Genomic DNA, 22255 nt, shown 5'->3' on the forward strand with positions numbered 1-22255 from the left:
AGCCCGCCGTGTGCTATGAATGCAGCTTTGCTGCACCACACACCAAGGAGACAAGCCATGACCCAGAACCCCCAGGCCATGCCCGATGCGCAAGGCTTCTTCGGCCCCTACGGCGGCCAGCTCGTGCCGCCAGAGCTCAAGCGATGCATGGACGAGATTGCCGCAGCCTACGAGGAGATCGTCAAACGCAAGGACTTCCAGGACGAGCTGGCCGCACTGTTTGCCGACTATGTGGGCCGGCCCAGCCCCATCTTTCACGCCAGGCGCCTGTCCAATCAGTTGGGCGGCGCACAGATCCATCTCAAGCGTGAGGATCTGAATCACACGGGAGCTCACAAGATCAACCACTGCCTGGGCGAGGCACTGCTGGCCAAGTTCATGGGCAAGAAAAAAGTCATTGCAGAGACCGGTGCCGGCCAGCATGGCGTGGCCCTGGCCACGGCCTGTGCGCTGGTGGGCATTCCCTGCGAGATTCACATGGGCCAGGTGGATATCGAGAAGGAGCACCCCAACGTCACAAAGATGCGCATCCTGGGCTGCAATCTGGTGCCCGTCACGCGTGGCGCGGCCACGCTGAAGGAGGCCGTGGACAGCGCCTTCGAGGTCTATCTGCAGGACCCCGTCAACACCATTTACGCGATTGGCTCGGTGGTCGGCCCCCACCCCTTTCCCATGATGGTGCGGGACTTCCAGTCCATCGTCGGGCGTGAGGCACGCGAACAGTTCCAGACCCGGCACGGCAAGCTGCCCGACCATGTGGCCGCCTGCGTGGGCGGGGGCAGCAATGCCATGGGCATCTTCACGGCCTTCCTGGGTGACGAGTCCGTGCATCTGGTGGGCGTGGAACCTGCCGGTGAGGGCGTGGACAAGCCCGGCCGCCATGCCGCCACGCTGTCGGTTGGCAAGCCCGGCGAGATTCACGGCATGAAGTGCTATGTGCTGGAGAACGCCGACGGCACGCCGGCCGCCGTGCACAGCATTGCCTCGGGCCTGGACTACCCCGGCGTGGGCCCGCAGCACAGCTATCTCAAGGATATAGGCCGCGTGGACTACCAGTCCGTGGACGACAAGGAATGCCTGAATGCCTTCATGACGCTGTCGCGTGTCGAGGGCATCATCCCGGCGCTGGAAAGTGCGCACGCCGTGGCCTGGGCCATGCGCGAAGCGCCGGGGCTCGGCAAGGACCAGCATATTCTGGTCAACCTCTCGGGTCGCGGCGACAAGGATGCCGATTACGTAGCCAGGAAGCTGGGACTGTAACTGCCGCACCCCGCACAAGGCTGCCGCCCCTGCAGCCTTGTGCTTCGGAGCGTGACATGCTCCGAGGGCACGGTCACACAACCGTCATCAACAAGCGCAAGCATGAGGCGATCTCCATCCATGCCTGAACCCATGTCCCATACCCGCCACCCCGTCTTTGCTCTGACCTTGCTTGCAGCCTTTGCCCTGAGCGCCTGTGGCGGCGGAGATGGCCCGACACCAGCGCCTGCGCCGCAGTTTCTGACGCTGGACGGCAAGCAGCCCCAGGTCATCGCCCACCGCGGCTACTCGGGTCTGTACCCCGAGCAGACCCAGATGGCCTATGAAAAAGCCATTGATGCGGGCGCCGACATGATCGAGCTCGACATGCACATGACGCGCGACTGCCAACTGGTGGCACGCCACAACGCCTGGCTGAGCGACAGCACCAACATCGCCGACGTTGCCAAGAGCAATTCCTATGTGGCCGCGCGCAAGCGCACCACGCCCGGGGTATGGGTCGATGTGAAATACCCCGCGACACCCGACAACGGGCCGGCCCGCTATCTGAGCGACCGTATCGATCCCAACAACCAGAAATCCGTGCTTCAGGCCCTGGTCGTCGATGGCGAGGACCACACCGGCGACTGGTCGATCTCGGACTTCAGCCTGCATGAGTTGCGCACCCTGCTGGGCGGCACCACGCTGGACAACCGTGCCGATCGCCCCACGGAATGGAACGGCAAGCTGCCACTGATCAGCGCACAGGATGTGATCGATATCGCCGTGGCCAAGGGCAAGGCGGCAGGCCGCACGATTGCCGTCTACGCCGAGACCAAGAACCCTTACTGGAACAACCAGCAGGCCATCGCCAACCGCTGCGGCACGGGCGAGCATCCGTTCGAAGATGCCGTGATGGCGCTGCTGGAAAAAAACCGGCTCAACACCAAGGATGCGCCCATCTACATCCAGAGCTTCGACCCTGACAGCCTGAAGTATCTGCGCAAGGCGGGCATGCGGGCCAAAGGGGTGCAGCTGATCGATGGCAACGACTACAACTTCAGGGACGGCTCCGTAGGCTATATCACCGCCGACGAATGGACCTTCATCAGCGGCCGCCCCTATAGCTGGACTCTGGCCGGCGATGCGCGCAGCTTCGCGGTCATGCAGACGCCGGCAGGCCTGGCCGAGATCAAGACCTATGCCGACGGCATCGGCCCCTGGAAACCCCAGGTGCTGGCCCATTCCGTCGTTCCCTACAAGGACGGCGCAGGCCTCAAGGACGTCAACACGCTCAAGGACACCGGCCTGATCGCCAACGCGCACAAGGCAGGGCTGGTGGTGCACAGCTTTACCTTCCGCAGTGAGGCCAGCCGCCTGGCTGGCATCTTCAAGGGTGACCCTGCTCAGGAATACCTCGCTTACTACCGCCTGGGCATTGATGGCGTATTCACCGATTTCACTGCTGCTGGCGTCAAGGCTCGCGAAGCCTATATCGCCGAGCTGAAAAAGCCATAGGCCAGGCTCGTAGCCGGCATCGGCCTGAGCGCCGGGGCCGTCCCGGCCTCAGAACCTGCTTGTGCCTCAGCGCAGCCCGCCGATATAGCGTGCCGAGGTGCGCAGTATCTCGGCGGCCTTGGCGGTGACGGAGCTGTCGCTCTGCGCAGTCTCGGCAGGCGCTGCATGCCGGGGCTTGTCGCCGCTCCAGCTGTCCTGCAGACGCCGGGCCAGGCGCGCCAGCTCCTCGTCCTGTTGCTCTCGTGCATGCTCCAGCGCAAAAGCCACCATGGCCTGTGCATAGGCCTGGTTACAGGCCATCCATTCGGTATCGGTCACCCGGCCCGTCCTGCGCCGCAGCACCACATGCAGATGTGCGGCCACCGCCACTCGCTCGCTGTCCTCCATACACCGCTCCTGTCTTTGATGGATCACTAGTGCTGACGCTCCAGATGCAGACTGATATCCAGGCCCTCCATTTCCTGCACGGCATCCACACGCAAAGGCATCAGCAGACGGATCAGCACCAGCACCCCGGCCGTGGCTGCGCCGCTGTAGGCAGCCACCGCGGCCACGGCAATCAACTGGTTCATCACCGTGGCGCCTGTGCCCGCAATCAGGGGGTCGGCAAACACCGCCGTGAGGATGGAGCCCGCAATGCCGCCCACGCCATGCACGCCGAAGACATCGAGCGAGTCATCGGCCCCGAGACGGCGCTTGAGCCAGGTTGCGCCCCAGAAGCAGACGGCGCCCGCAATCAGGCCTATCCACACCGCACTGCCCACCTGCACAAAGCCCGCAGCCGGTGTGATGGCCACCAGTCCGCCCACCATGCCCGAGAGCAGGCCCAGCAAGGTCGGAGCACCGCGAACCAGCCACTCCACCACCATCCATGCCAGACCGGCAGCCGCTGCCGCCACGAGAGTGACCACAAAGGCCAGCGCTGCACGCCCGTCGGCAGACAGGGCCGATCCCGCGTTGAAGCCGAACCAGCCGAACAGCAGCAGCGCCGTGCCCATGGCCGTCCAGCCCAGGCTGTGCGGCTCGAATGGCTCGGTTCCATAGCCGCGCCTGCGCCCCATCATGAAGGCACAGACCAGTGCCGCCACGCCCGCATTCACATGCACCACGGCACCGCCGGCAAAGTCCAGTGCGCCGAGCTGGTTCAGCCAGCCCCCGCTCTCCCACACCCAGTGGGCCACCGGCGCATAGACCACCACGCTCCACAGCGCGGCAAACACCAGCAGGGCCGCAAAGCGCATGCGCTCTACCACGGCCCCCACGATCAGCGAGGTGGTGATGATGGCGAATGCGGCCTGGAACAGGGCATAGGCCGCCTCGGGCAGATGCGGTGCTAGATGGCTGACCGAGATCATGCTGCGCCGGCCATCGAAGTGCAGCGAGGCAAACCAGGCTCGTCCCAGATTGCCAAGCCAGGCAGACTCGGCGGTGAACGCGAGCGAGTAGCCCAGGCCGAACCAGGTCAGGGTCACCACGCAGGCCACCGCAAACACGGCCACCATGGTGTTGACCACATTCTTGCGCCGCACCAGCCCCGCATAGAACAGGGCAATGCCCGGCAAGGTCATCAGCAAGACCAGCGCCGACGCGACCATGACCCAACCGGTATCTGCCTTGTCGATGGCAGTCAATGGCACCATTTCCATGCACTCCCCCCTGCTTGTTTGCTTTGAGAAAAAAAGGAAGCAGGTTCCATGCCAGTGCCATGCCGATCTGTCGATGCTTCATGATGGATAGCAGCATGCGTTAACCCATCAAGGTCTTTGCGCCTGTTTCATGAGAACCACGACGGGCAGCTTGTGCTCAGGCCTGAGCCCGTTATGCTCGACAAGGTCCATCGTTGCTGCACTGATTCATGACCTGGCTGCTGCTGACTCTTCATGTATTGCTGATTGCCGGCTTCGGCCTGCGCATTCTGCTGCGCAGAGACATGCGGCCCGATGTGCGGCTGGCCTGGCTCATGGTCATCGTGCTGCTGCCCTATGTGAGCTGCCTGCTGTACTACCTGTTTGGGGAAGTGGCCCTGGGCCGTGTACCAGGCCGCAGAAGGCTCAATGTGCGCGAGTTCTGCCAGACCCGGGGCAGCGCCCTTGCGACCGCCCCCGGCCCCATGCCGCAGGCACGGCCCGCCATTCCCGATCAATGGCTGCCGGCCTTCCGCTATGCCTCGTCCATCAACGGCTTTGTACCGCTGCCCGGCCACAGGGCCGAGCTCATGCGCGATGGCGCGCATGCCCGTGCGCAGATGCTGGCCGACATGGATGCCGCGCGCCACGAGATCAATGTGCTGTACTACATCTGGCTGGACGACAGCACCGGCACCGATGTGGCCCATGCCCTGATGCGTGCCGCGCAGCGCGGCGTGACCTGCCGGGCCATGGTCGACGGTCTGGGCTCGCGCGCACTGACGCGCTCGCCACTGTGGCAGCAGATGCGGCAGACCGGCGTGCACCTGGCGATTGCCCTGCCCATCAGCAATCTGCTCAAAGTCATGCTGACCAGCCGCATCGACCTGCGCAACCACCGCAAGATCACGCTCATAGACGGCAGGATCAACTATTGCGGCAGCCAGAACTGCGCCGACGAAGGCTTTCGCATCAAGGCTCGCTATGCCCCCTGGGTGGACATCATGCTGCGCCTGCAGGGTCCGGTGGTCATGCAAATGCAGCAGGCTTTTGCCAGCGACTGGGCGCAGTCCGATGCGAGCCTTGCACCACCGACAATCGAGGCCGGCGCTGCCGCTGACGACGGCTTCCATGCCGTTGCGATTGCCGAAGGGCCGACAGAAAGAGCACGCTCTACACCCCAGCTGGTTGCCAGCCTGCTGGCCTGTGCGCAGCGCGAGGTCGTGATCTCCACCCCCTACTTCGTGCCCGACAGCACGGTGCTAGATGCCTTGTGCGCCGCCGCGCTGCGCAAGGTGCAGGTCACGCTGATCCTGCCCGCCCGCAATGACTCATGGATAGTCGGTGCCGTCAGCCGCAGCCATTACTGGCGGCTGCTGAGCGCTGGCGTCCACATCCACGAATTCCGCCCTGGCCTGCTGCATGCCAAGACCCTCTGCCTGGACGGATCGGTCAGCCTGATCGGCTCCACGAATCTGGATCTGCGCAGCTTTGACCTGAACTTCGAAAACAATGTATTGCTGCACGACGAAGCCATTACCGAGGCCATCCGTCAGCGCCAGCAAAGCTATCTCCGCGATTCCGATGTGGTGACGCTGGCACAGGTGCATTCGGCTCCCTGGTGGAAGCGCATCTGGGACAACCTGCTGGGCGCCCTGAGCCCGCTGCTGTAAGCACCATGCCCTGGCTTTGGGCATGCCCAAAGCCCGCGCACCACGCGCGTGCACACTGGTGACCCACTCGCACCAAGGCGGAACGCCCTTTTATTTCATACGTGAAAGTCAGGGCTGATCCTCCCCTAATTTACACAAATCTGCAGGAATACCCTCTGCTGGCACGCCTTTCGCTTGCCTACATTCTTGTATGCAAGTTGCAGACAACTTGCATACAAGATTCCACAACTTGCGAAAGACGACTATGCGCCGCTTTGTCAGATCACTGTTCGGACAGGTGGTGATCGCACTCATACTGGGTGTGCTCGCCGGACTACTGGCCCCTGAATGGGCCGTGAAACTCAAACCCCTGGGCGATGGCTTCATCAAGCTCATCAAGATGATCATCCCCATACTGGTGTTCTGCGTTGTCGTGCACGGCATTGCCGGTGCAGGCGACCTCAAGCGCGTAGGCCGCGTGGGCGTCAAGGCCCTGATCTATTTCGAGGTTCTGACCACCATCGCCCTGGGTATGGGCCTGGTGCTTGCCTTTGTCTTCGAGCCCGGCGTGGGCATGAACGTGGACACCAGCAAGCTCGACGCCTCGGCCATGGCGGCCTATGCCAGCAATGCCGACAAGCTGACCAGCGGCGGCACGGTGGACTTTCTCATGAAGCTCATTCCCACCACCGTGGTGGAAGCCTTCGCCAAGGGCGACGTGCTGCAGGTGCTGCTGTTCGCCGTGCTGTTCGGCTGCGCGCTGACCATGCTGGGTGAGCGCGGCAAGCCCGTCTCCGCGCTGGTGGACGCCTTGTCCATGGCCCTGTTCAAGGTCATGGGCATCATCATCAAGCTGGCACCTCTGGGCGTGCTGGGCGCCATCGCCTTCACCGTGGGCCAGTACGGCATAGGCTCGCTCAAGCAGCTGGGCATGCTGGTGGCGCTGTTCTACGTCTCGGTGCTGATCTTCGTGTTCGTGGTGCTGGGTCTGGTGATGCGCCTGTCAGGCTTCAGCCTGATCAAGCTGCTGCGCTATCTGCGCGAGGAGCTGACCATCGTCTTCGCGACCACCTCCTCCGACAGCGTGCTGCCCCAGATCATGGCCAAGCTGCGCAATATGGGTGTGCGCGACTCCACCGTGGGCCTGGTGATTCCCACCGGCTACTCGTTCAACCTGGACGCGTTTTCCATCTACATCACACTGGCTGCGGTCTTCATCGCCCAGGCCACCAACACCCCGATCAGCATGTCCGACCTGCTGACCATTCTGGCCATCGCGCTGGTGACCTCCAAGGGCGCACACGGCGTACCAGGCTCGGCCATCGTGGTGCTGGCAGCCACCCTGCATGCCATTCCCGCCATCCCTGCGATCGGCCTGGTGCTGGTGCTGTCGGTGGACTGGTTCATGGGCATTGCACGCGCCCTGGGCAATCTGATCGGCAACTGCGTGGCCACCGTGGCGATTGCTGCCTGGGAGGGAGACATCGACCGCGAACGTGCCCATGCGGTACTTGACGGCAAGGCCGAGCCACTGACCGAAGAAGAAGACCATGCATCTGCTATCGTGCCGCCTGTCGTAGTCCCCATCCCTCACTCCAGCCACTGAACCAAGCAATGACTCCTGCCTCTCCACAGCACATCGCGGAACGCGTCGTCGAAGCCATCCTGGCCCAGAAACTGGCACCCGGGGAGCGGCTGGGAGAGCAGGAGCTTGCCAACAATTTCGACGTCAGCCGCACCGTGGTGCGCGAAGCGCTGATGCAACTGCAGGCTCGCGGCTTCGTCCAGGTCCAGGCCCGCAGGGGCTGGTACGTGGTCCAGCCCTCGGCTGCCGAGGCCATGGACGCGTTCTCTGCCCGGCGGATCATCGAGACCGGCATATTGCAGGAAGCCGGCAAGCCGCTGCAGCGCGTCATCACCAGACTGCGCCGCCATATCGCCCAGGAGCAGAAAGCCATCGCCGGGGCGGACAGCGCCACGCGTGCCTTCCTGCTTGCGGATTTCCATGTCTGCCTGGCCGAACAGATGGGCCACAGGCTGCTGGCCGACACGCTGCGCGATCTGACGGCACGCACCACCCTGGCTGCCACGCTCTACCAATCCACGCACAGCGCCAGCCAGTCCTGCGCCGAGCACGAACGCATCGTGGCCGCCCTGGAACGCGGCGACACCGAGGGTGCCAAGGCGCTGCTGCTGGAACATATAGGCATGGTGGAACGCTCGCTGGAAATCCGTGCGACCGAGACCGAGGAGCCCGGCGACCGATTGCGTGCCACGCTCGCCCCCGTGCTCAAGCAACGCCTCTGAGCAACGCTCTCCAAACCAAAAAGCCAGGGGTGACCCTGGCTTTTTTCATTTGCGAAGTACGATCTCGAAGCTGGTTCAGCCCAGATTCGGCGCCAGATAGCGGCGCAGTTCCTCGACATCCATGCCACGTCGCTGGGCCATGTCGGCGAGCTGGTCTTCGCCGATCTGGCCCACGTTGAAGTAGCTGGCCTCGGGGTTGCCGATGTAGAAGCCGCTCACGCTGGATGCCGGGTTCATGGCCAGGCTCTCGGTCAGCGTCATGCCGATCTCATCGGCCTGCAGCGCCTTGAACAGGTCGATCTTGGCCGTGTGATCGGGGCAGGCAGGGTAGCCGGGCGCGGGGCGAATGCCCTTGTAGGCTTCCTTGATGAGCTCCTCGTTGCTCAGGTTCTCGTCTTCGGCATAGCCCCACAGATCCTTGCGCACGCGCTGGTGCAGGCACTCGGCAAAGGCTTCGGCCAGGCGGTCGGCCAGGGCCTTGAACATGATGCCGCTGTAGTCGTCCAGCGCGGCTTCGAATTCCTTGTCCTTCTTCTCGGCGCCGATGCCGGCGGTCACGGCAAACAGGCCGGCATAGTCGGCAATGCCCGACTCCTTGGCGGCCACAAAATCGGCCAGGCAGCGGCTGGGGCGCATCACGGGCCGGCCATCCGGGCCTTCCACGGCCTGCTTTTCGGTCTGCTGGCGCATGCCGTACCAGGTGGTCAGCACCTGGCTGCGCGACTCGTCGGTGTAGAACACGATGTCGTCGCCCACGCGGTTGGCGGGAAACAGGCCCATCACGCCATTGGCCTGCAGCCAGCGGCCATCAATGATCTTCTGCAGCATGAGCTTGGCATCGGCCAGCACCTTGCGCGCCTCCACGCCTACGACCTCATCGTCGAGGATGGCCGGGTAGGGACCCGCCAGATCCCAGGTCTGGAAGAACGGGCCCCAGTCGATGTACTGGGCAATTTCGGCCAAGTCGAAGTTCTTGAACACGCGGCGGCCCAGGGTGCGCGGCACCACAGGCACATGGCCCACCACGGCGGCATTGGCTCTGGCCTGCTCCAGCGTCCACAGCGGCGTCTTCTTCTTGTTGGCATGCTGGGTGCGCACCTTGTCGTAGTCGGCGCTCAGCTCGTCCAGATAGGCCTGCTTGCCGTCGCCCAGCAGGCTCTGCGCCACGCTGACCGAGCGCGAGGCATCGGGCACATAGACCACAGGGCCGTCGTACTTGGGGGCAATCTTCACGGCCGTATGCACGCGCGAGCAGGTCGCGCCGCCGATCAGCAGCGGAATCTTCTTGATGCGGAAGTAGTCGTCCTTGTCCATCTCGCCGGCCACATACTGCATCTCTTCGAGGCTGGGAGTGATCAGTCCCGACAGACCGATGATGTCCGCCCCCTCGGCCTTGGCACGCGCCAGGATCTCGTGGCAGGGCACCATCACGCCCATGTTGATGACTTCGAAGTTGTTGCACTGCAGGACCACGGTGACGATGTTCTTACCGATGTCGTGCACATCGCCCTTGACGGTGGCGATGACGATCTTGCCCTTGCTGGTCACGTCCAGGCCCGCCGCTTCCTGCTGGCGCTTCTCTTCCTCGATATAGGGCACCAGGTGGGCCACGGCCTGCTTCATCACGCGCGCGGACTTGACCACCTGGGGCAGGAACATCTTGCCGGCGCCGAACAGGTCGCCGACGATATTCATGCCGTCCATGAGCGGGCCTTCGATCACGTGCAGCGGGCGGCCGCCGCCCTGCACCACGATCTGCTGGTAGGCCTCTTCGGTGTCTTCGGTGATGAAGTCGGTGATGCCGTGCACCAAGGCGTGCGACAGACGCTCGCCCACGGTCTTCGGTGCCTCGGGCGTGCCGCGCCACTCGAGCTTCTTGCTGTCGTCCTTGGCCGCGCCCTTGGCGCTGTCGGCGATCTCCAGCAGGCGCTCGGCCGCATCGGGGCGGCGGTTGAGCACCACATCCTCCACGCGTTCGCGCAGCTGGGGCTCCAGGTCGTCATACACACCGACCATGCCGGCATTGACGATGCCCATGTCCATGCCTGCCCCGATTGCGTGATAGAGGAACACCGTGTGGATGGCCTCGCGCACGGGGTCGTTGCCACGGAACGAGAACGAGACATTGGAGACGCCGCCAGAGACCTTGGCACCGGGCAGGTTCTGCTTGATCCAGCGTACGGCCTCGATGAAATCGACGCCGTAGTTGTTGTGCTCTTCGATACCGGTGGCCACGGCAAAGATGTTGGGGTCGAAGATGATGTCCTCGGGCGGGAAGCCCACTTCGTCAACCAGAATGCGGTAGGCGCGTTCGCAGATCTCGATCTTGCGCGCAAAGGTGTCGGCCTGGCCTTTTTCGTCAAACGCCATCACCACGGCGGCAGCGCCATAGCGCTTGACCAGCTTGGCGTGCTTCTTGAACTCCTCGACGCCCTCCTTCATGGAGATCGAGTTGACGATGCCCTTGCCCTGCAGGCAGCGCAGACCGGCCTCGATCACGTCCCACTTGGAGCTGTCCACCATCACCGGCACCTTGGCGATATCGGGCTCAGAGGCAATCAGGTTCAGAAAGCGCACCATGGCGGCCTTGCTGTCCAGCATGGCCTCGTCCATGTTCACATCGATCACCTGGGCGCCGTTTTCCACCTGCTGGCGCGCCACGGCCAGAGCCTCTTCGTACTGCTCGTTGAGGATCAGGCGCGCAAAGGCCTTGGAGCCGGTGACGTTGGTGCGCTCGCCCACGTTGACGAACAGCGTCTCATCGCCGATGAAGACGGGCTCCAGGCCCGACAGGCGCATGGGAGGAATGGCAGTGGAAGGGGTAGCAGCGGACATCAGCTCACCTGTGTGAAAACCAGAAACAGAATCGAAAACAGGTGAGCGCCGTTGTGAGTGCCAGCAGATCGTCGACCGGATCTGCGACCCCGAGCCTGACGGGTCAAACATCTCTGGGATGACCGGCTGCAGCGCTCCTCGGGGTGAAGCCCGTCATTCTACGGCGAGGGCGGGCAATCGGGGCTTCAAGGCGCTTTGCCCCGCGGCTGTGCAGGATAGCTCTTTGCGAACGGCTATAGCAGATTCGACTTTCCACACCCCAAAAACAGGAGCAGGGCAAAAGGTAATTTCGCAAAACACGAATGCAACCATCTCATTTCAAGCATATTCCCGGCATGGTGCGCATCCGCAAGGAATGGCGCACATCGCTTTCCTGCTCTCAGGCAGCCCGGCACCGACGGGGCCGCCTGCCATGAGTGGACAAGCACCTACAGCCCCTATCTTTGAGTCTTTGGCACCATCGACAGCAAATGTCTGGTCCATGTGCTCAGCCGTGCACAGCCGATTGCCAGCCATGACCAGGCAGGCCATTCAGCCCTCGCATGGAACACCCAGGAGATCCTATGAACGTGACCTTCGGCGCGTACTACACCCTCATCATGGCCGTGCTTGTGCTCATGCTTGGCAAGCTCATGACAAGACATATCCGCTTTCTGCGCGACTTCAATATTCCCGAGCCTGTCTCCGGCGGCCTGGTCGTGGCGGCCATCATCTTCATGCTGCATCAGACCACGGGACTGGCGCTGAGCTTCGAGGGCAGTCTGCAGTCGGCTTTCATGCTGGTGTTCTTCTCGTCCATCGGCCTGAGTGCGAACTTCGCGAAGCTGCGTGAGGGCGGCTCTGCGCTGTTCATCTTCCTGGGCGTGATTGCCGTCTTCATCATGATGCAGAACATCGTGGGCGTAAGCCTGGCCACCGTGCTGGGACTGGACCCGTTGATCGGCCTGGTCGCAGGCTCCATCACACTGGTAGGCGGCCACGGAACGGCCGGAGCCTGGGGCTCGGTGCTGGAAAACCAATACGGTCTCACGGGAGCCACCACCCTGGGCATTGCCTGCGCCACTTTCGGCCTGGTCATCGGCGGCCTGCTGGGTGGACCGCTGGCCAAGCGGCTGATCACGCGCCATCAGCTGGCCCAGCCGCTGACCGAGTCCGAACAACTGCGCGCCGATGCTCCCACGGTGAGCGAAGGCAGCGAGGTCGCCAACTTCGAGTCACCCAACAAGGCCCCGCGCCTGATCACGGCTGATGCTGCAGTGGAAACACTGGCCCTTTTCGCTGGCTGCCTGGCCTTTGCCGAATTCATGACCGGCCTGACCAAGGGCACGGCCATCCAGCTGCCTACCTTTGTCTGGGCGCTGGGGGGCGGTGTGGTCATCCGCAACGTGCTGGACTATATGTTCGGCTTCAAGGTGTTTGACCGCGCCATCGATGTCTTCGGCAATGCCGCGCTATCCATCTATCTGGCCATTGCCCTGCTGTCGCTCAAGCTGTGGGAGTTGACCGACCTGGCCGGCCCGTTGATGGTCATCCTGGCCGCACAAGCCATCGTCATGACGCTGTATGCGGCATTTGTGACCTTCCGCATCATGGGCAAGAACTATGACGCCGCCGTGCTGGCTGCCGGCCACTGCGGTTTCGGCATGGGCGCCACACCCACGGCCGTTGCCAATATGCAGGCCATCACCAACCAGTACGGCCCGTCGCACAAGGCCTTTCTGATCGTGCCCCTGGTCGGAGCCTTCTTCATCGACATCATCAACGCCTTTGTGCTGCAGGCCATGATCAGCATCGTTCGCTGATCGCAGCTTGCGCCCACAAAAAAGGCGTGTTCCTGTCAAACAGGAACACGCCTTTTTTCATAGCTATTCACGCTTTATGGAAAAGCGCCAGAGACATATCTGACTCAGGTCATGCAGCCACGGCCTGGGCCGAAGCCGGCAAGCCGAAGATGCGGTCAAAGGCCCAGTTGAAGGCAAAGGTGTAGACCATGAAGAACACCAGCAGACCGGCTTCCATCACTGCAGCTTCCCACAGCGAGATGCCGAACCACCAGGCCATCAGCGGGATCAGCATGGCGGCGATGCCGCCTTCGAAACCGATGGCGTGCACCACGCGGCGCATCAGGGAGCGGCCCTTGACGCTCTGGCGCGATTCCCATTTTTCGAACAGGTGGTTGAAGCTCAGATTCCAGCAGATCGCGATCACCGAGGCAGCCACGGCCATGACGCCGGAATCGCTGGCCTTCTGGCCGATGGCCATGAAGATCAGGCTGGAGACGATGATGGCAATGATTTCGTACAGACCCACATAGAGGATGCGACGTTTGGGACCTTGAAGGCCCTTGGCCTTGGCGGGGGTGGCAAAAGCGGCGGTATTTTTGAGAGAAACGGCAGAGGAAGAAGCGGATGCCATCGCTGAGGCTTGTTGAGACATGGGCTGCAGTGTATGTTCTATAAATTGAAGATAAAAGTCAGTTCCTTTCAATTTTTCTGACAGATCGACACCATGCCCTTTAGCGCCGACCAGGTTCCGCTGTTTCTTGCCGTGCTCGATGCAGGCTCTTTCTCAGCGGCTGCACGCAAGCTGGGGCGTGTGCCCTCGGCCGTCAGCATGGCCATTGCCCAGCTGGAGGCAGAGCTGGACCTGCAGCTGTTTGACCGCAGCGGACGCGAGCCCGTGCCCAGCGCCGCCGCCCGCGCGCTCGAGCCGCAGGCGCGCCTGCTGGCCGAGCAGTTGCAGTTGCTGAACTGGCAGGCTCAGGCACTGCATGCCGGGCTGGAGGAAAGGCTGACGCTGGCCATCGCCCCCGAACTGCTGGCCACGCACTGGAGCGAACCGCTGAACCGGCTGGTGCGCGAGTTTCCTGCGCTGCCCATTGAGGTGCTGGCAGCTCCCCAGGCAGATGCGCTGGAGCTTTTGCATGCGGGCCGCGCCCATCTGGCCCTGGTGTTCGAGCGGCCCGCCATTGACGGGCGCGAGGGTTTCCAGGAAATGGGCCGCGAGACGCTGGTAGCCGTGATGTCGCCGCAGTTCGAACTCTGGCAGCAGGCGCTGGCCGAGCATGAGCAGGGCCGCACCACACGGCCACAGCTCACGGTGGAGCAACTGGCTGCCACGCGTCAGGTACTGGTGGCCAGCCGCGACCCGCAGCAGACAGATCCGCGCTTTGTGTTTGCGCGACAGCTCTGGCGCACGGACAGCCACCAGGCAGCGCTTTCGCTGATAAGTGCAGGCCTGGCCTGGGGCTGGCTGCCCAAGGGCCTGGTGGAGTCGCATATCGGCAGCGGTGCGCTGATGGAAATTCCCGTGCTCAACATCAGCAACGGCACGACCTTGTTCGTGGACTGGGTCTGGTCCAAGGAGCGGGCCCAGGGTCTGGCGGCCAGGCGCTTTGTGCAACTGCTGCGCGAGCGCTGAACCGCCATGGGCTGGCCTCCAACATCTGGTCTTGAAGACAAAAAAGCTTAAGGAGCAGAATGTACAAGCGCCAGCCGCTAGTCATTCCATAGCGAATCAATTTGCACTGCACAGGAGTTTCAATACATGCCCCGTCAGCCCGCCAAAGCCGCCCCCGCTACCTCGTCTGCCGTGCAGGCCGAATCCGATCGCCAGCCAGCGCGCAAGCGCCTGCCGTTTCCGACCAGTGAATCGGTACAGGCCTCCAAGGCAGCCATGCCATCGCCCTCCCGGCCTGTGCCGCGCAAAAAGCCTGCCGCCAAAACCGTGAGCCGGACCGCTGCGCCCACGGCAAAAGCGCCCGCCTTGTCCTTGGTCTATCCTTTCGAGACCAAGGACAAGGCGCTGCGCAAGCTATGGCAGCCCTGGCAACCGGGCCAGCCACGGGACAGTCGTTCGACCACCGGACACCCTCGGCCCGCAGTGGAGTTGCAGAAGTTCGACCCGTCCGCCAAGCCCTTCTCCTCCGACAAGGGCAAGCAATATGACAAGGACAGCGTGAACCAGCTGGCCGAGGCTCTGGACGGGCTGCAGAATATTTTCTATGCCGACCGGCGTTTCAAGCTGCTGGTCATCCTGCAGGGCATGGATGCCGCAGGCAAGGACGGTACGCTGCGCGCGGTCTTCGGTCGCATGTCGCCACTGGGCGTGCGCACCGTGGGCTGGAAGGCGCCCACCGAAACCGAGAAGGCGCATGACTACCTGTGGCGCATTCACCAGCAGTTGCCAGGTGCGGGCGAGATCGTGCTCTTCAACCGCAGCCAGTATGAGGATGTGCTGGTGCCTGTGGTCAACGGCTGGCTCACGCCCGAGCAGCAGACCCAGCGCTATGCACAGATCAACGACTTCGAGCGCATGCTCAGCGAGACCGGCACGGTGATCGTCAAGTTCATGCTGCACATCAGCAAGGACGAACAGCGCGAGCGGCTGCAGCAGCGGCTGGACGACCCCTGCAAGCACTGGAAGTTCGACGAGAACGACCTCAAGGTACGCGCCCAGTGGGACGACTATCAGCAGGCCTACGGCCAGCTGCTGGGCGCCACGCACACACCCTGGGCACCCTGGACCATCGTGCCCGCCGACTCCAAGACCCACCGCAATCTGATGGTGGCCACGGTGTTGCGCGAGGTGCTGGGCAATCTGGAGCTCAAATATCCGCCCGGGGCACCGGCGCTGGATCACATCAAGGTCCGGTGACGCACACAGCTGCCGCCGCCATCAGAGCTCGCACATAGCTCTCAAAAAAAGAGCTGTTGGCGTTTGTGTTCAATGATTTCCAGATTGAAAAATATCTGAAGTCATTCATCAAAAGGCGCTAGCAGCTCCTGTTTTTGAAAACTACCGGGACAGATCAGAACTGCCAGCCCAGTGCGCCCAGGCCGTCGAACTCCATCTCGAAGCGATCGCCGGCTTGAAGCGGCATGCAGCCGCACCAGGTTCCCGTCGTCACCACTGTGCCGGCAGGCACGCTGCCGTATTCGCGCGCCACATGCTGCAGCCAGTCCACCAGCAGCCAGGCCGGATCACCCAGGCTGTGCGTTCCGGTGAAGCGCTGTGGCGGGCCGTCATTCACGGTCACCGTGCACAGCTGCCGGGCCCAGTCGCGGCCGGCAATGACGGAAGCGCTCTGCCACTCGCCCAGCGCCAGTCCGCCATGGCATTGGCCGTCGGCCAGCAAGGCCAGGGCCGGGGCCTTGAGGCCGTCGCGCCAGCGCACATCCACCCATTCCACGGCCACGCAGGCGGCATCCACCAGCGCCAGCGCGCTGTCGTAATCAAGGGCTGCGGCCTGATCGGCGCTCACATCCAGGCCTATGCGCAGGGCGATCTCGGCCTCGGCACAGCGCAGATTGAAGACGGTGTCGGGCGCAGGCACCGGATTCACGCCCTGGCGAATGCCGTCCTCGGGCAGCGGCACATGCAGCAGCGCGGCGTTGCGGCCCGGGCCGCCGGACTTCCAGTAGCGCGGCGCGCGATCGGCGGGCCACCAGTTCCAGGTGCGCGCCAGCGCGCTTTGCACGGCACGGGCATCGGCGGCATCGCGCATCAGCGCCGCCACGTCGGCGCCCTGGGCCTGAGCCGTGCCCAGTTTGCGCGACCACCACAGCGCATCGGCCGTGGCATAGCTGTCCTCGGGCAATTCGGGCCACAACGTCTTCCAGTCGGGCAGCACCTCGTCCTGCGTCTGCAACTCGGGAGCCAGACCTATGGGCGGGGTATTGGCAAACGGTGCCGGGCCGCACCAGCCGCTTTTGCAATCATTGTTTTCAGACATGACGGCAATGATGGCAAATTTCCGGTCTCCATGTCAGCAATTCAGTGCTTGGCCCACATCCAGAGCGGCTTTCGGATGGTTATGCACAAAATGCATAGCATCTCAAACAAGAAGCCTTGGACAGGAAAATTCGGCGCGCGCACACTGTGAATCCCGGACAGCAAGGGCTTACAACGACCTTGCTCCACTCAGTCAACCAGGCCTACATCATGCAAGCCAAAGACTCTTCAGCGCTGTCCACAGCGCATGCTCTGCCCTCCTACCTCAACTCCGATCATCTCGGTCCCTGGGGCATTTATCTGCAACAGGTCGACCGTGTCACCCCCTACCTGGGCTCGCTGGCCCGCTGGGTGGAAACGCTCAAGCGCCCCAAGCGCATCCTGATCGTCGATGTCCCCATCGAGATGGACGACGGCCGTATCGCCCACTTCGAGGGCTACCGCGTGCAGCACAACCTGAGCCGCGGCCCCGGCAAGGGCGGTGTGCGCTTCCACCAGGATGTGACGCTGTCTGAAGTGATGGCACTGTCGGCCTGGATGAGCATCAAGAATGCCGCCGTGAACGTGCCCTACGGTGGCGCCAAGGGCGGCATCCGTGTCGACCCGCGAAAGCTGTCCAAGGCCGAGCTGGAGCGCCTGACACGCCGCTATACCAGCGAAATCGGCCTGCTGATCGGCCCCACCAAGGACATTCCGGCACCTGACGTGAACACCAACGGCCAGGTCATGGCCTGGATGATGGACACCTACTCCATGAACACGGGCGCCACGGCCACCGGCGTGGTCACGGGCAAGCCCGTGGATCTGGGCGGTTCGCTGGGTCGCGTCGAGGCCACGGGCCGCGGCGTGTTCACCGTGGGCGTGGAAGCAGCCAAGCTCACCGGCCTGAATGTGCAGGGCGCACGCGTGGCCGTGCAGGGCTTCGGCAATGTGGGCGGCACTGCGGGCAAGCTGTTTGCCGATGCCGGTGCCAAGGTCGTGGCCGTGCAAGACCATACAGGCACCATTCAGAACGCCAATGGTCTGGATGTGACGGCATTGCTGGAGCATGTGGGCAATACCGGCGGCGTGGGTGGCTTTGCCGGTGGCGAGGCCATGGATGCAGCCGCCTTCTGGGGCGTGGATTGCGACATCCTGATCCCGGCGGCACTGGAAGGCCAGATCACCGAGGAAAACGCCGGCCAGATCAAGGCCAAGCTCGTGATCGAAGGTGCCAACGGCCCCACCACTCCTGAGGCCGACGACATCCTCAGCGAAAAAGGCGTGCTGGTTCTGCCCGACGTGATTGCGAATGCCGGCGGCGTGACCGTGAGCTACTTCGAGTGGGTGCAGGACTTCTCCAGCTTCTTCTGGACCGAAGACGAAATCAACGCCCGTCTGGTGCGCATCATGCAGGAAGCCTTTGCCGGCGTCTGGGCCGTGGCCCAGGAGCACAAGGTGACACTGCGCACCGCCACCTTCATCGTAGCCTGCAAGCGCATTCTCCATGCCCGCGAGGCGCGCGGCCTGTATCCATGATCTGCCTCTGAAGCGGCTTTGCCGCTTCCCCCTCTCCGGTATCAACCGGAAGGGGGATACCGGCTTCGCCATCGGTCCGGCCCTAGCTTGCCGTCTCTTGGAGAGGGCAAGCGGCTTTGAGGCCCAAACGAAAAAAGCCTTCTGTTTCCAGAAGGCTTTTTGTTTGGTTGCGCGAGAAGGATTTGAACCTCCGACCTTTGGGTTATGAGCCCAACGAGCTACCAGACTGCTCCATCGCGCGGTAATTTGTTTCTCAACAGCAGTCGCTGTGTCGATAGGCGCAATTGTAGCCTAAATCGGCCTGTCATGCGGAGCAGTTATATAAACACGCGCTTTTTATGGTTACTGGCTCTGAAATTTGTCGCCCGCTCCGCATTGGGGGCAGCAATTGCCACCCGGGCCAGTCGGTATAGTTGCCGCCCATGGCCAAAGAGAAAACCACTTTCACCTGCAACGCCTGTGGCGGCACCAGCCCGCGCTGGCTGGGCAAATGCCCGGGCTGCGGCGCCTGGAACACCCTGGTCGAGACCCTGGCCGACTCCGCCTCGGGCGGCAAGAATCGCCTGAGCCAGCCCCAAGGCTATGCAGGTCTGGCCAATGCCCAGCCCGTCACTCCGCTGTCGGCCATCGAGGCCCAGGATGTGGCGCGCACCCCCAGCGGTATCGAGGAGCTGGACCGCGTGCTGGGCGGCGGCGTGGTCGAAGGCGGCGTGGTGCTGATTGGCGGAGATCCTGGGATAGGTAAGTCCACACTTCTTCTGCAGGCCATGGATGCATTGCATCGTATCGGTCTGCCCACGCTCTATGTGACGGGCGAGGAAAGCGGCGCCCAGGTGGCGCTGCGCTCGCGCCGGCTGGGGCTGGACAACAGCCAGGTCAATGTGCTGGCCGAGATCCAGCTCGAGAAAATCCTGGCCACCGTGGAGGCCACCCAGCCCGCCGTGGTGGTCATCGACTCGATCCAGACCGTGTATTCGGACCAGCTTTCCTCGGCACCGGGATCCGTGGCCCAGGTGCGCGAATGCGCGGCCCATCTGACGCGCGCGGCCAAGACCACGGGCATCACCATCATTTTGGTGGGCCATGTGACCAAGGACGGCGCGCTGGCCGGCCCGCGCGTGCTCGAGCACATGGTGGACACGGTGCTCTATTTCGAAGGCGACACGCACAGCAACTTCCGTCTGGTGCGCGCCATCAAGAACCGCTTTGGCGCCGTCAACGAGATCGGCGTCTTCGCGATGACGGAAAAAGGCCTCAAGGGCGTGACCAACCCCAGCGCCATCTTTCTGAGCCAGCACAGCGAGCCCGTGCCCGGCAGCTGCGTGCTGGTGACACTGGAGGGCACGCGCCCCATGCTGGTGGAAATCCAGGCCCTGGTGGACCAGGGCGGCCCGGCCGCGCGCCGCCTCTCCGTCGGCCTGGACCGCGACCGGCTGGCCATGCTGCTGGCCGTGCTCAACCGCCATGCGGGCGTGGCCTGCGCCGACCAGGATGTCTTCGTCAATGCAGTGGGCGGCGTGCGCATCAATGAGCCTGCAGCCGACCTGGCGGTGATGTTAGCAATCACTTCCAGCCTGCGTGGCAAGTCACTGCCCAAGGGCTTTATCGCGTTTGGCGAGGTCGGTCTGGCCGGCGAGGTACGCCCCGCCCCTCGCGGTCAGGAGCGACTCAAGGAGGCGGCAAAGTTGGGATTCACTATCGCCGTAGTTCCCAAGGCCAATGCCCCCAAGAAGCCGATCGCCGGCCTGACCATCCATGCCGTGGAGCGCGTTGATGAAGCCATCAACATCGTGCGCGGCATTGGCTGATGTATTTTGATAGCTGCCTGCGCTTGTGAATCATCTACATCAGGTAGTAAATAATCTGAAGTCGTTTCTCTAAATACGCATACAGCTACTGTTTTTGAAAAACCCTTGATCACAGCAGCCTGTACGGGCATACGCACTGTCCGCACACTCAAACCCATACCCTCGTATGACAATAAGCCCATGAATTTGCGCAATATTTTGGTTCCCCTGGGCTTGATCGTGCTGGTGATCGCGGCCTACAACTCTGCGGGCTGGCCCGGCGTGGCGGCCGTGGCAGGCGGCATCATCATGTGGGTGCTGCTGCACTTCACGCGCCTGATGTCCATCATGAAGAAGGCGTCGGACCGGCCTATCGGCTATGTGGGCAGCGCCGTGATGCTCAATGCCAAGCTCAAGCCCAAGGCTCCTCTGGTCCATGTGGTGGCCATGACCCGCTCCCTGGGTCAGCGTCTGTCCGAAGAGGGCCAGAGCCCGGAAATCTACCGCTGGACTGACGGTACACAGTCCCATGTGACCTGCGAATTTGTCGCTGGCCGTCTCATGAAGTGGGAGCTGCAGCGTCCCGAGCAAAAGGAAGACTCTGCGGCGGCTGATGCGCAAGCAACAGACCGGACATCTGCCCCGACCTCCCCCTAAAATGGCAGCTTCAGGAGACAAGCGCTGCCGCCGACCCGGCAGCAGCGCCCGCCGAACACACAACCCATAGAGGATGGTTTTATGAGCCCTGTTGTTCCCTCGATGTCCGACCGCGACGGCAAGATCTGGATGGATGGTCAGCTGGTGGAGTGGCGCGATGCCAAGATCCACGTGCTGACCCATACGCTGCACTATGGCTGCGGCGCCTTTGAAGGCGTACGCGCCTATGAAACCGCACAGGGCACGGCCATCTTCCGCCTCGAAGAGCACACCAAGCGCCTGTTCAACAGCGCCAAGATCCTGCGCATGCAGATCCCATTCAGCCAGGAGCAGGTCAACCAGGCTCAGGTCGAGGTGGTCAAGGCCAACGGCCTCAAATCCTGCTATCTGCGCCCGCTGACCTGGATCGGCGACCGCAAGCTGGGTGTCTCGCCCAAGGGCAACACCATCCACCTGATGGTGGCGGCCTGGGCCTGGGGCGCCTATCTGGGCGAGGAAGGCATGCAGCGCGGCATCCGCACCAAGATTTCCAGCTTCACCCGCCACCATGTGAACATCACCATGAGCCAGGCCAAGGCGGTGAGCAACTACACCAACTCCATCCTGGCCAATACCGAGGCTCTGGACGACGGCTACGACGAGGCCATCCTGCTGGACGCATCGGGCTTTGTCTCCGAAGGATCGGGCGAGAACATCTTTGTGATCAAGGATGGCGTGATCTACACCCCTGACCTGTCCGCTGGCGCACTCAACGGCATCACGCGCAACACCGTGCTGCACATCTGCAAGGACCTGGGCCTGGAAGTGGTGCAAAAGCGCATCACCCGCGATGAGCTTTACATTTCGGACGAGCTGTTCTTCACCGGCACCGCCGCAGAAGTCACGCCCATCCGCGAAGTGGACCGCGTGCAGATCGGCGAAGGCCGCCGCGGCCCGATCACCGAGAAAATCCAGGCGGCCTACTTTGACATCGTCAACGGCCGCAATCCCAAGTACGCACACTGGCTGACCTTGGTATAAATCACCCCCTGGGCGGCTTTGCCGCTTCCCCCCCGGGGGACAGCACCGTCGCTGCGGGACGGCCCTTGCTTGGTGCTTCTGACCTCAATTGCGCCAGTATTTCCGGCCATGCTTCATTATTGAAAACACGAAAGACACGAGAAATGACCACGAATGCCGTCGTCGAACTGGCCGCCAAAGACCTCAACGCACAAGGTGGCGTGTTCTGCCCCAGCCCCAAGGCCGACATGAAGCTGTGGAACAGCCACCCCAAGGTCTATCTGGACGTGGCCAAGACCGGCGACGCCAAATGCCCTTATTGCGGCACGACCTACCGCCTCAAGGCCGGTGAGGTGTTTGCTGGCGGGCATTGAAGCAACCACCG

The 22255-nt window shown here is 62.9% G+C and carries 18 protein-coding genes, 1 tRNA gene and 1 riboswitch; of the genes, 13 read left to right on the forward strand and 6 right to left on the reverse strand.

Annotated elements, in window-relative coordinates; genetic code table 11:
* The first annotated feature begins 57 nt into the window (after positions 1 to 57).
* Entirely contained in the window at positions 58 to 1260 is a 1203-nt protein-coding gene (trpB, locus tag AAIL66_RS07425) for a tryptophan synthase subunit beta (RefSeq protein WP_343496381.1), read from the forward strand.
* A gap of 120 nt (positions 1261 to 1380) precedes the next feature.
* A complete protein-coding gene (locus AAIL66_RS07430) occupies positions 1381 to 2757 on the forward strand; it encodes a glycerophosphodiester phosphodiesterase family protein (RefSeq protein WP_343496382.1) in 1377 nt (458 codons plus the stop codon).
* Positions 2758 to 2823: 66 nt separating this feature from the next.
* On the opposite strand, the gene AAIL66_RS07435 is transcribed toward AAIL66_RS07430, so the two are convergent.
* Both AAIL66_RS07435 and AAIL66_RS07440 read right to left on the reverse strand, forming a co-directional pair.
* Positions 2824 to 3144: a hypothetical protein gene (locus AAIL66_RS07435; protein ID WP_034382730.1), complete on the reverse strand. Its 321-nt coding sequence runs from the start codon at positions 3142 to 3144 to the stop codon at positions 2824 to 2826.
* 26 nt (positions 3145 to 3170) lie between these two features.
* Positions 3171 to 4403: an ammonium transporter gene (locus AAIL66_RS07440; RefSeq protein ID WP_034351322.1), complete on the reverse strand. Its 1233-nt coding sequence runs from the start codon at positions 4401 to 4403 to the stop codon at positions 3171 to 3173.
* A 209-nt stretch (positions 4404 to 4612) separates the two neighbouring features.
* Between AAIL66_RS07440 and cls the strand changes: the two genes are divergently transcribed.
* From cls to AAIL66_RS07455, 3 genes are all read left to right on the forward strand, one after another.
* Positions 4613 to 6055, forward strand: a complete 1443-nt coding sequence (gene cls / locus AAIL66_RS07445; protein ID WP_343496383.1) for a cardiolipin synthase — start codon at positions 4613 to 4615, stop codon at positions 6053 to 6055.
* Positions 6056 to 6299: 244 nt separating this feature from the next.
* Positions 6300 to 7640, forward strand: a complete 1341-nt coding sequence (locus AAIL66_RS07450) for a C4-dicarboxylate transporter DctA (protein ID WP_003069580.1) — start codon at positions 6300 to 6302, stop codon at positions 7638 to 7640.
* A gap of 8 nt (positions 7641 to 7648) precedes the next feature.
* Positions 7649 to 8341, forward strand: a complete 693-nt coding sequence (locus tag AAIL66_RS07455; RefSeq protein WP_003071890.1) for a GntR family transcriptional regulator — start codon at positions 7649 to 7651, stop codon at positions 8339 to 8341.
* Positions 8342 to 8416: 75 nt separating this feature from the next.
* Here the strand turns inward: AAIL66_RS07455 and metH are convergent, their stop codons facing one another.
* The gene (metH, locus tag AAIL66_RS07460; RefSeq protein ID WP_343496384.1) at positions 8417 to 11176 is read right to left on the reverse strand and encodes a methionine synthase; all 2760 of its coding nucleotides are present in this window, start codon (positions 11174 to 11176) and stop codon (positions 8417 to 8419) included.
* Between the two features lie 36 nt (positions 11177 to 11212).
* Positions 11213 to 11322, reverse strand: a riboswitch (S-adenosyl-L-homocysteine riboswitch).
* Positions 11323 to 11739: 417 nt separating this feature from the next.
* On the opposite strand from metH, the gene gltS reads away from it, so the two are divergent.
* Positions 11740 to 12978 (forward strand): sodium/glutamate symporter, encoded by a 1239-nt coding sequence (gltS, locus tag AAIL66_RS07465; RefSeq protein ID WP_034351315.1) that lies wholly within the window; start codon positions 11740 to 11742, stop codon positions 12976 to 12978.
* 109 nt (positions 12979 to 13087) lie between these two features.
* On the opposite strand, the gene AAIL66_RS07470 is transcribed toward gltS, so the two are convergent.
* Positions 13088 to 13591: a PACE efflux transporter gene (locus tag AAIL66_RS07470; protein WP_003069587.1), complete on the reverse strand. Its 504-nt coding sequence runs from the start codon at positions 13589 to 13591 to the stop codon at positions 13088 to 13090.
* 93 nt (positions 13592 to 13684) lie between these two features.
* Here AAIL66_RS07470 and AAIL66_RS07475 point away from each other — a divergent pair, with 93 nt between their 5' ends.
* Positions 13685 to 14596, forward strand: a complete 912-nt coding sequence (locus AAIL66_RS07475; RefSeq protein WP_034351314.1) for a LysR family transcriptional regulator — start codon at positions 13685 to 13687, stop codon at positions 14594 to 14596.
* A 126-nt stretch (positions 14597 to 14722) separates the two neighbouring features.
* Complete coding sequence (locus AAIL66_RS07480; protein WP_343496385.1) at positions 14723 to 15832, forward strand: PPK2 family polyphosphate kinase; 1110 nt, start codon at positions 14723 to 14725, stop codon at positions 15830 to 15832.
* Positions 15833 to 15986: 154 nt separating this feature from the next.
* Here AAIL66_RS07480 and AAIL66_RS07485 read toward each other — a convergent pair whose 3' ends face one another.
* Positions 15987 to 16910: a fumarylacetoacetate hydrolase family protein gene (locus AAIL66_RS07485; protein ID WP_034351313.1), complete on the reverse strand. Its 924-nt coding sequence runs from the start codon at positions 16908 to 16910 to the stop codon at positions 15987 to 15989.
* Between the two features lie 209 nt (positions 16911 to 17119).
* On the opposite strand from AAIL66_RS07485, the gene AAIL66_RS07490 reads away from it, so the two are divergent.
* Entirely contained in the window at positions 17120 to 18427 is a 1308-nt protein-coding gene (locus AAIL66_RS07490) for a Glu/Leu/Phe/Val dehydrogenase (RefSeq protein WP_034351570.1), read from the forward strand.
* Positions 18428 to 18591: 164 nt separating this feature from the next.
* On the opposite strand, the gene AAIL66_RS07495 is transcribed toward AAIL66_RS07490, so the two are convergent.
* Positions 18592 to 18668, reverse strand: a tRNA-Met gene (locus AAIL66_RS07495).
* 181 nt (positions 18669 to 18849) lie between these two features.
* Between AAIL66_RS07495 and radA the strand changes: the two genes are divergently transcribed.
* The 4 genes from radA (at position 18850) to AAIL66_RS07515 (ending at position 22244) form a co-directional block, all read left to right on the forward strand.
* On the forward strand, positions 18850 to 20235 hold the full coding sequence (radA, locus tag AAIL66_RS07500) for a DNA repair protein RadA (RefSeq protein WP_343496386.1): 1386 nt from the start codon (positions 18850 to 18852) through the stop codon (positions 20233 to 20235).
* A 180-nt stretch (positions 20236 to 20415) separates the two neighbouring features.
* Complete coding sequence (locus AAIL66_RS07505; RefSeq protein WP_034351309.1) at positions 20416 to 20871, forward strand: hypothetical protein; 456 nt, start codon at positions 20416 to 20418, stop codon at positions 20869 to 20871.
* Positions 20872 to 20952: 81 nt separating this feature from the next.
* Complete coding sequence (locus tag AAIL66_RS07510; protein WP_034382721.1) at positions 20953 to 21891, forward strand: branched-chain amino acid transaminase; 939 nt, start codon at positions 20953 to 20955, stop codon at positions 21889 to 21891.
* Positions 21892 to 22034: 143 nt separating this feature from the next.
* Positions 22035 to 22244, forward strand: a complete 210-nt coding sequence (locus tag AAIL66_RS07515; protein WP_003059801.1) for a zinc-finger domain-containing protein — start codon at positions 22035 to 22037, stop codon at positions 22242 to 22244.
* Positions 22245 to 22255 lie beyond the last annotated feature (11 nt).

Source organism: Comamonas sp. F1-6 (assembly GCF_039581415.1).
In the GTDB taxonomy this organism is placed as follows: Bacteria; Pseudomonadota; Gammaproteobacteria; order Burkholderiales; family Burkholderiaceae_C; genus Comamonas; species Comamonas thiooxydans.

What these genes read in the sequence shown, in the direction of transcription:
- AAIL66_RS07480 (WP_343496385.1), top strand. Translation starts at nt 14,723, where the DNA reads ATGCCCCGTCAGCCCGCCAAAGCCGCCCCCGCTACCTCGTCTGCCGTG.
- radA (WP_343496386.1), top strand. Translation starts at nt 18,850, where the DNA reads ATGGCCAAAGAGAAAACCACTTTCACCTGCAACGCCTGTGGCGGCACC.
- AAIL66_RS07510 (WP_034382721.1), top strand. Translation starts at nt 20,953, where the DNA reads ATGAGCCCTGTTGTTCCCTCGATGTCCGACCGCGACGGCAAGATCTGG.
- AAIL66_RS07515 (WP_003059801.1), top strand. Translation starts at nt 22,035, where the DNA reads ATGACCACGAATGCCGTCGTCGAACTGGCCGCCAAAGACCTCAACGCA.
- gltS (WP_034351315.1), top strand. Translation starts at nt 11,740, where the DNA reads ATGAACGTGACCTTCGGCGCGTACTACACCCTCATCATGGCCGTGCTT.
- AAIL66_RS07430 (WP_343496382.1), top strand. Translation starts at nt 1,381, where the DNA reads ATGCCTGAACCCATGTCCCATACCCGCCACCCCGTCTTTGCTCTGACC.
- trpB (WP_343496381.1), top strand. Translation starts at nt 58, where the DNA reads ATGACCCAGAACCCCCAGGCCATGCCCGATGCGCAAGGCTTCTTCGGC.
- AAIL66_RS07505 (WP_034351309.1), top strand. Translation starts at nt 20,416, where the DNA reads ATGAATTTGCGCAATATTTTGGTTCCCCTGGGCTTGATCGTGCTGGTG.
- AAIL66_RS07435 (WP_034382730.1), bottom strand. Translation starts at nt 3,144, where the DNA reads ATGGAGGACAGCGAGCGAGTGGCGGTGGCCGCACATCTGCATGTGGTG.
- AAIL66_RS07450 (WP_003069580.1), top strand. Translation starts at nt 6,300, where the DNA reads ATGCGCCGCTTTGTCAGATCACTGTTCGGACAGGTGGTGATCGCACTC.
- AAIL66_RS07485 (WP_034351313.1), bottom strand. Translation starts at nt 16,910, where the DNA reads ATGTCTGAAAACAATGATTGCAAAAGCGGCTGGTGCGGCCCGGCACCG.
- AAIL66_RS07470 (WP_003069587.1), bottom strand. Translation starts at nt 13,591, where the DNA reads ATGGCATCCGCTTCTTCCTCTGCCGTTTCTCTCAAAAATACCGCCGCT.
- cls (WP_343496383.1), top strand. Translation starts at nt 4,613, where the DNA reads ATGACCTGGCTGCTGCTGACTCTTCATGTATTGCTGATTGCCGGCTTC.
- AAIL66_RS07455 (WP_003071890.1), top strand. Translation starts at nt 7,649, where the DNA reads ATGACTCCTGCCTCTCCACAGCACATCGCGGAACGCGTCGTCGAAGCC.
- AAIL66_RS07475 (WP_034351314.1), top strand. Translation starts at nt 13,685, where the DNA reads ATGCCCTTTAGCGCCGACCAGGTTCCGCTGTTTCTTGCCGTGCTCGAT.
- metH (WP_343496384.1), bottom strand. Translation starts at nt 11,176, where the DNA reads ATGTCCGCTGCTACCCCTTCCACTGCCATTCCTCCCATGCGCCTGTCG.
- AAIL66_RS07490 (WP_034351570.1), top strand. Translation starts at nt 17,120, where the DNA reads ATGCAAGCCAAAGACTCTTCAGCGCTGTCCACAGCGCATGCTCTGCCC.
- AAIL66_RS07440 (WP_034351322.1), bottom strand. Translation starts at nt 4,403, where the DNA reads ATGGAAATGGTGCCATTGACTGCCATCGACAAGGCAGATACCGGTTGG.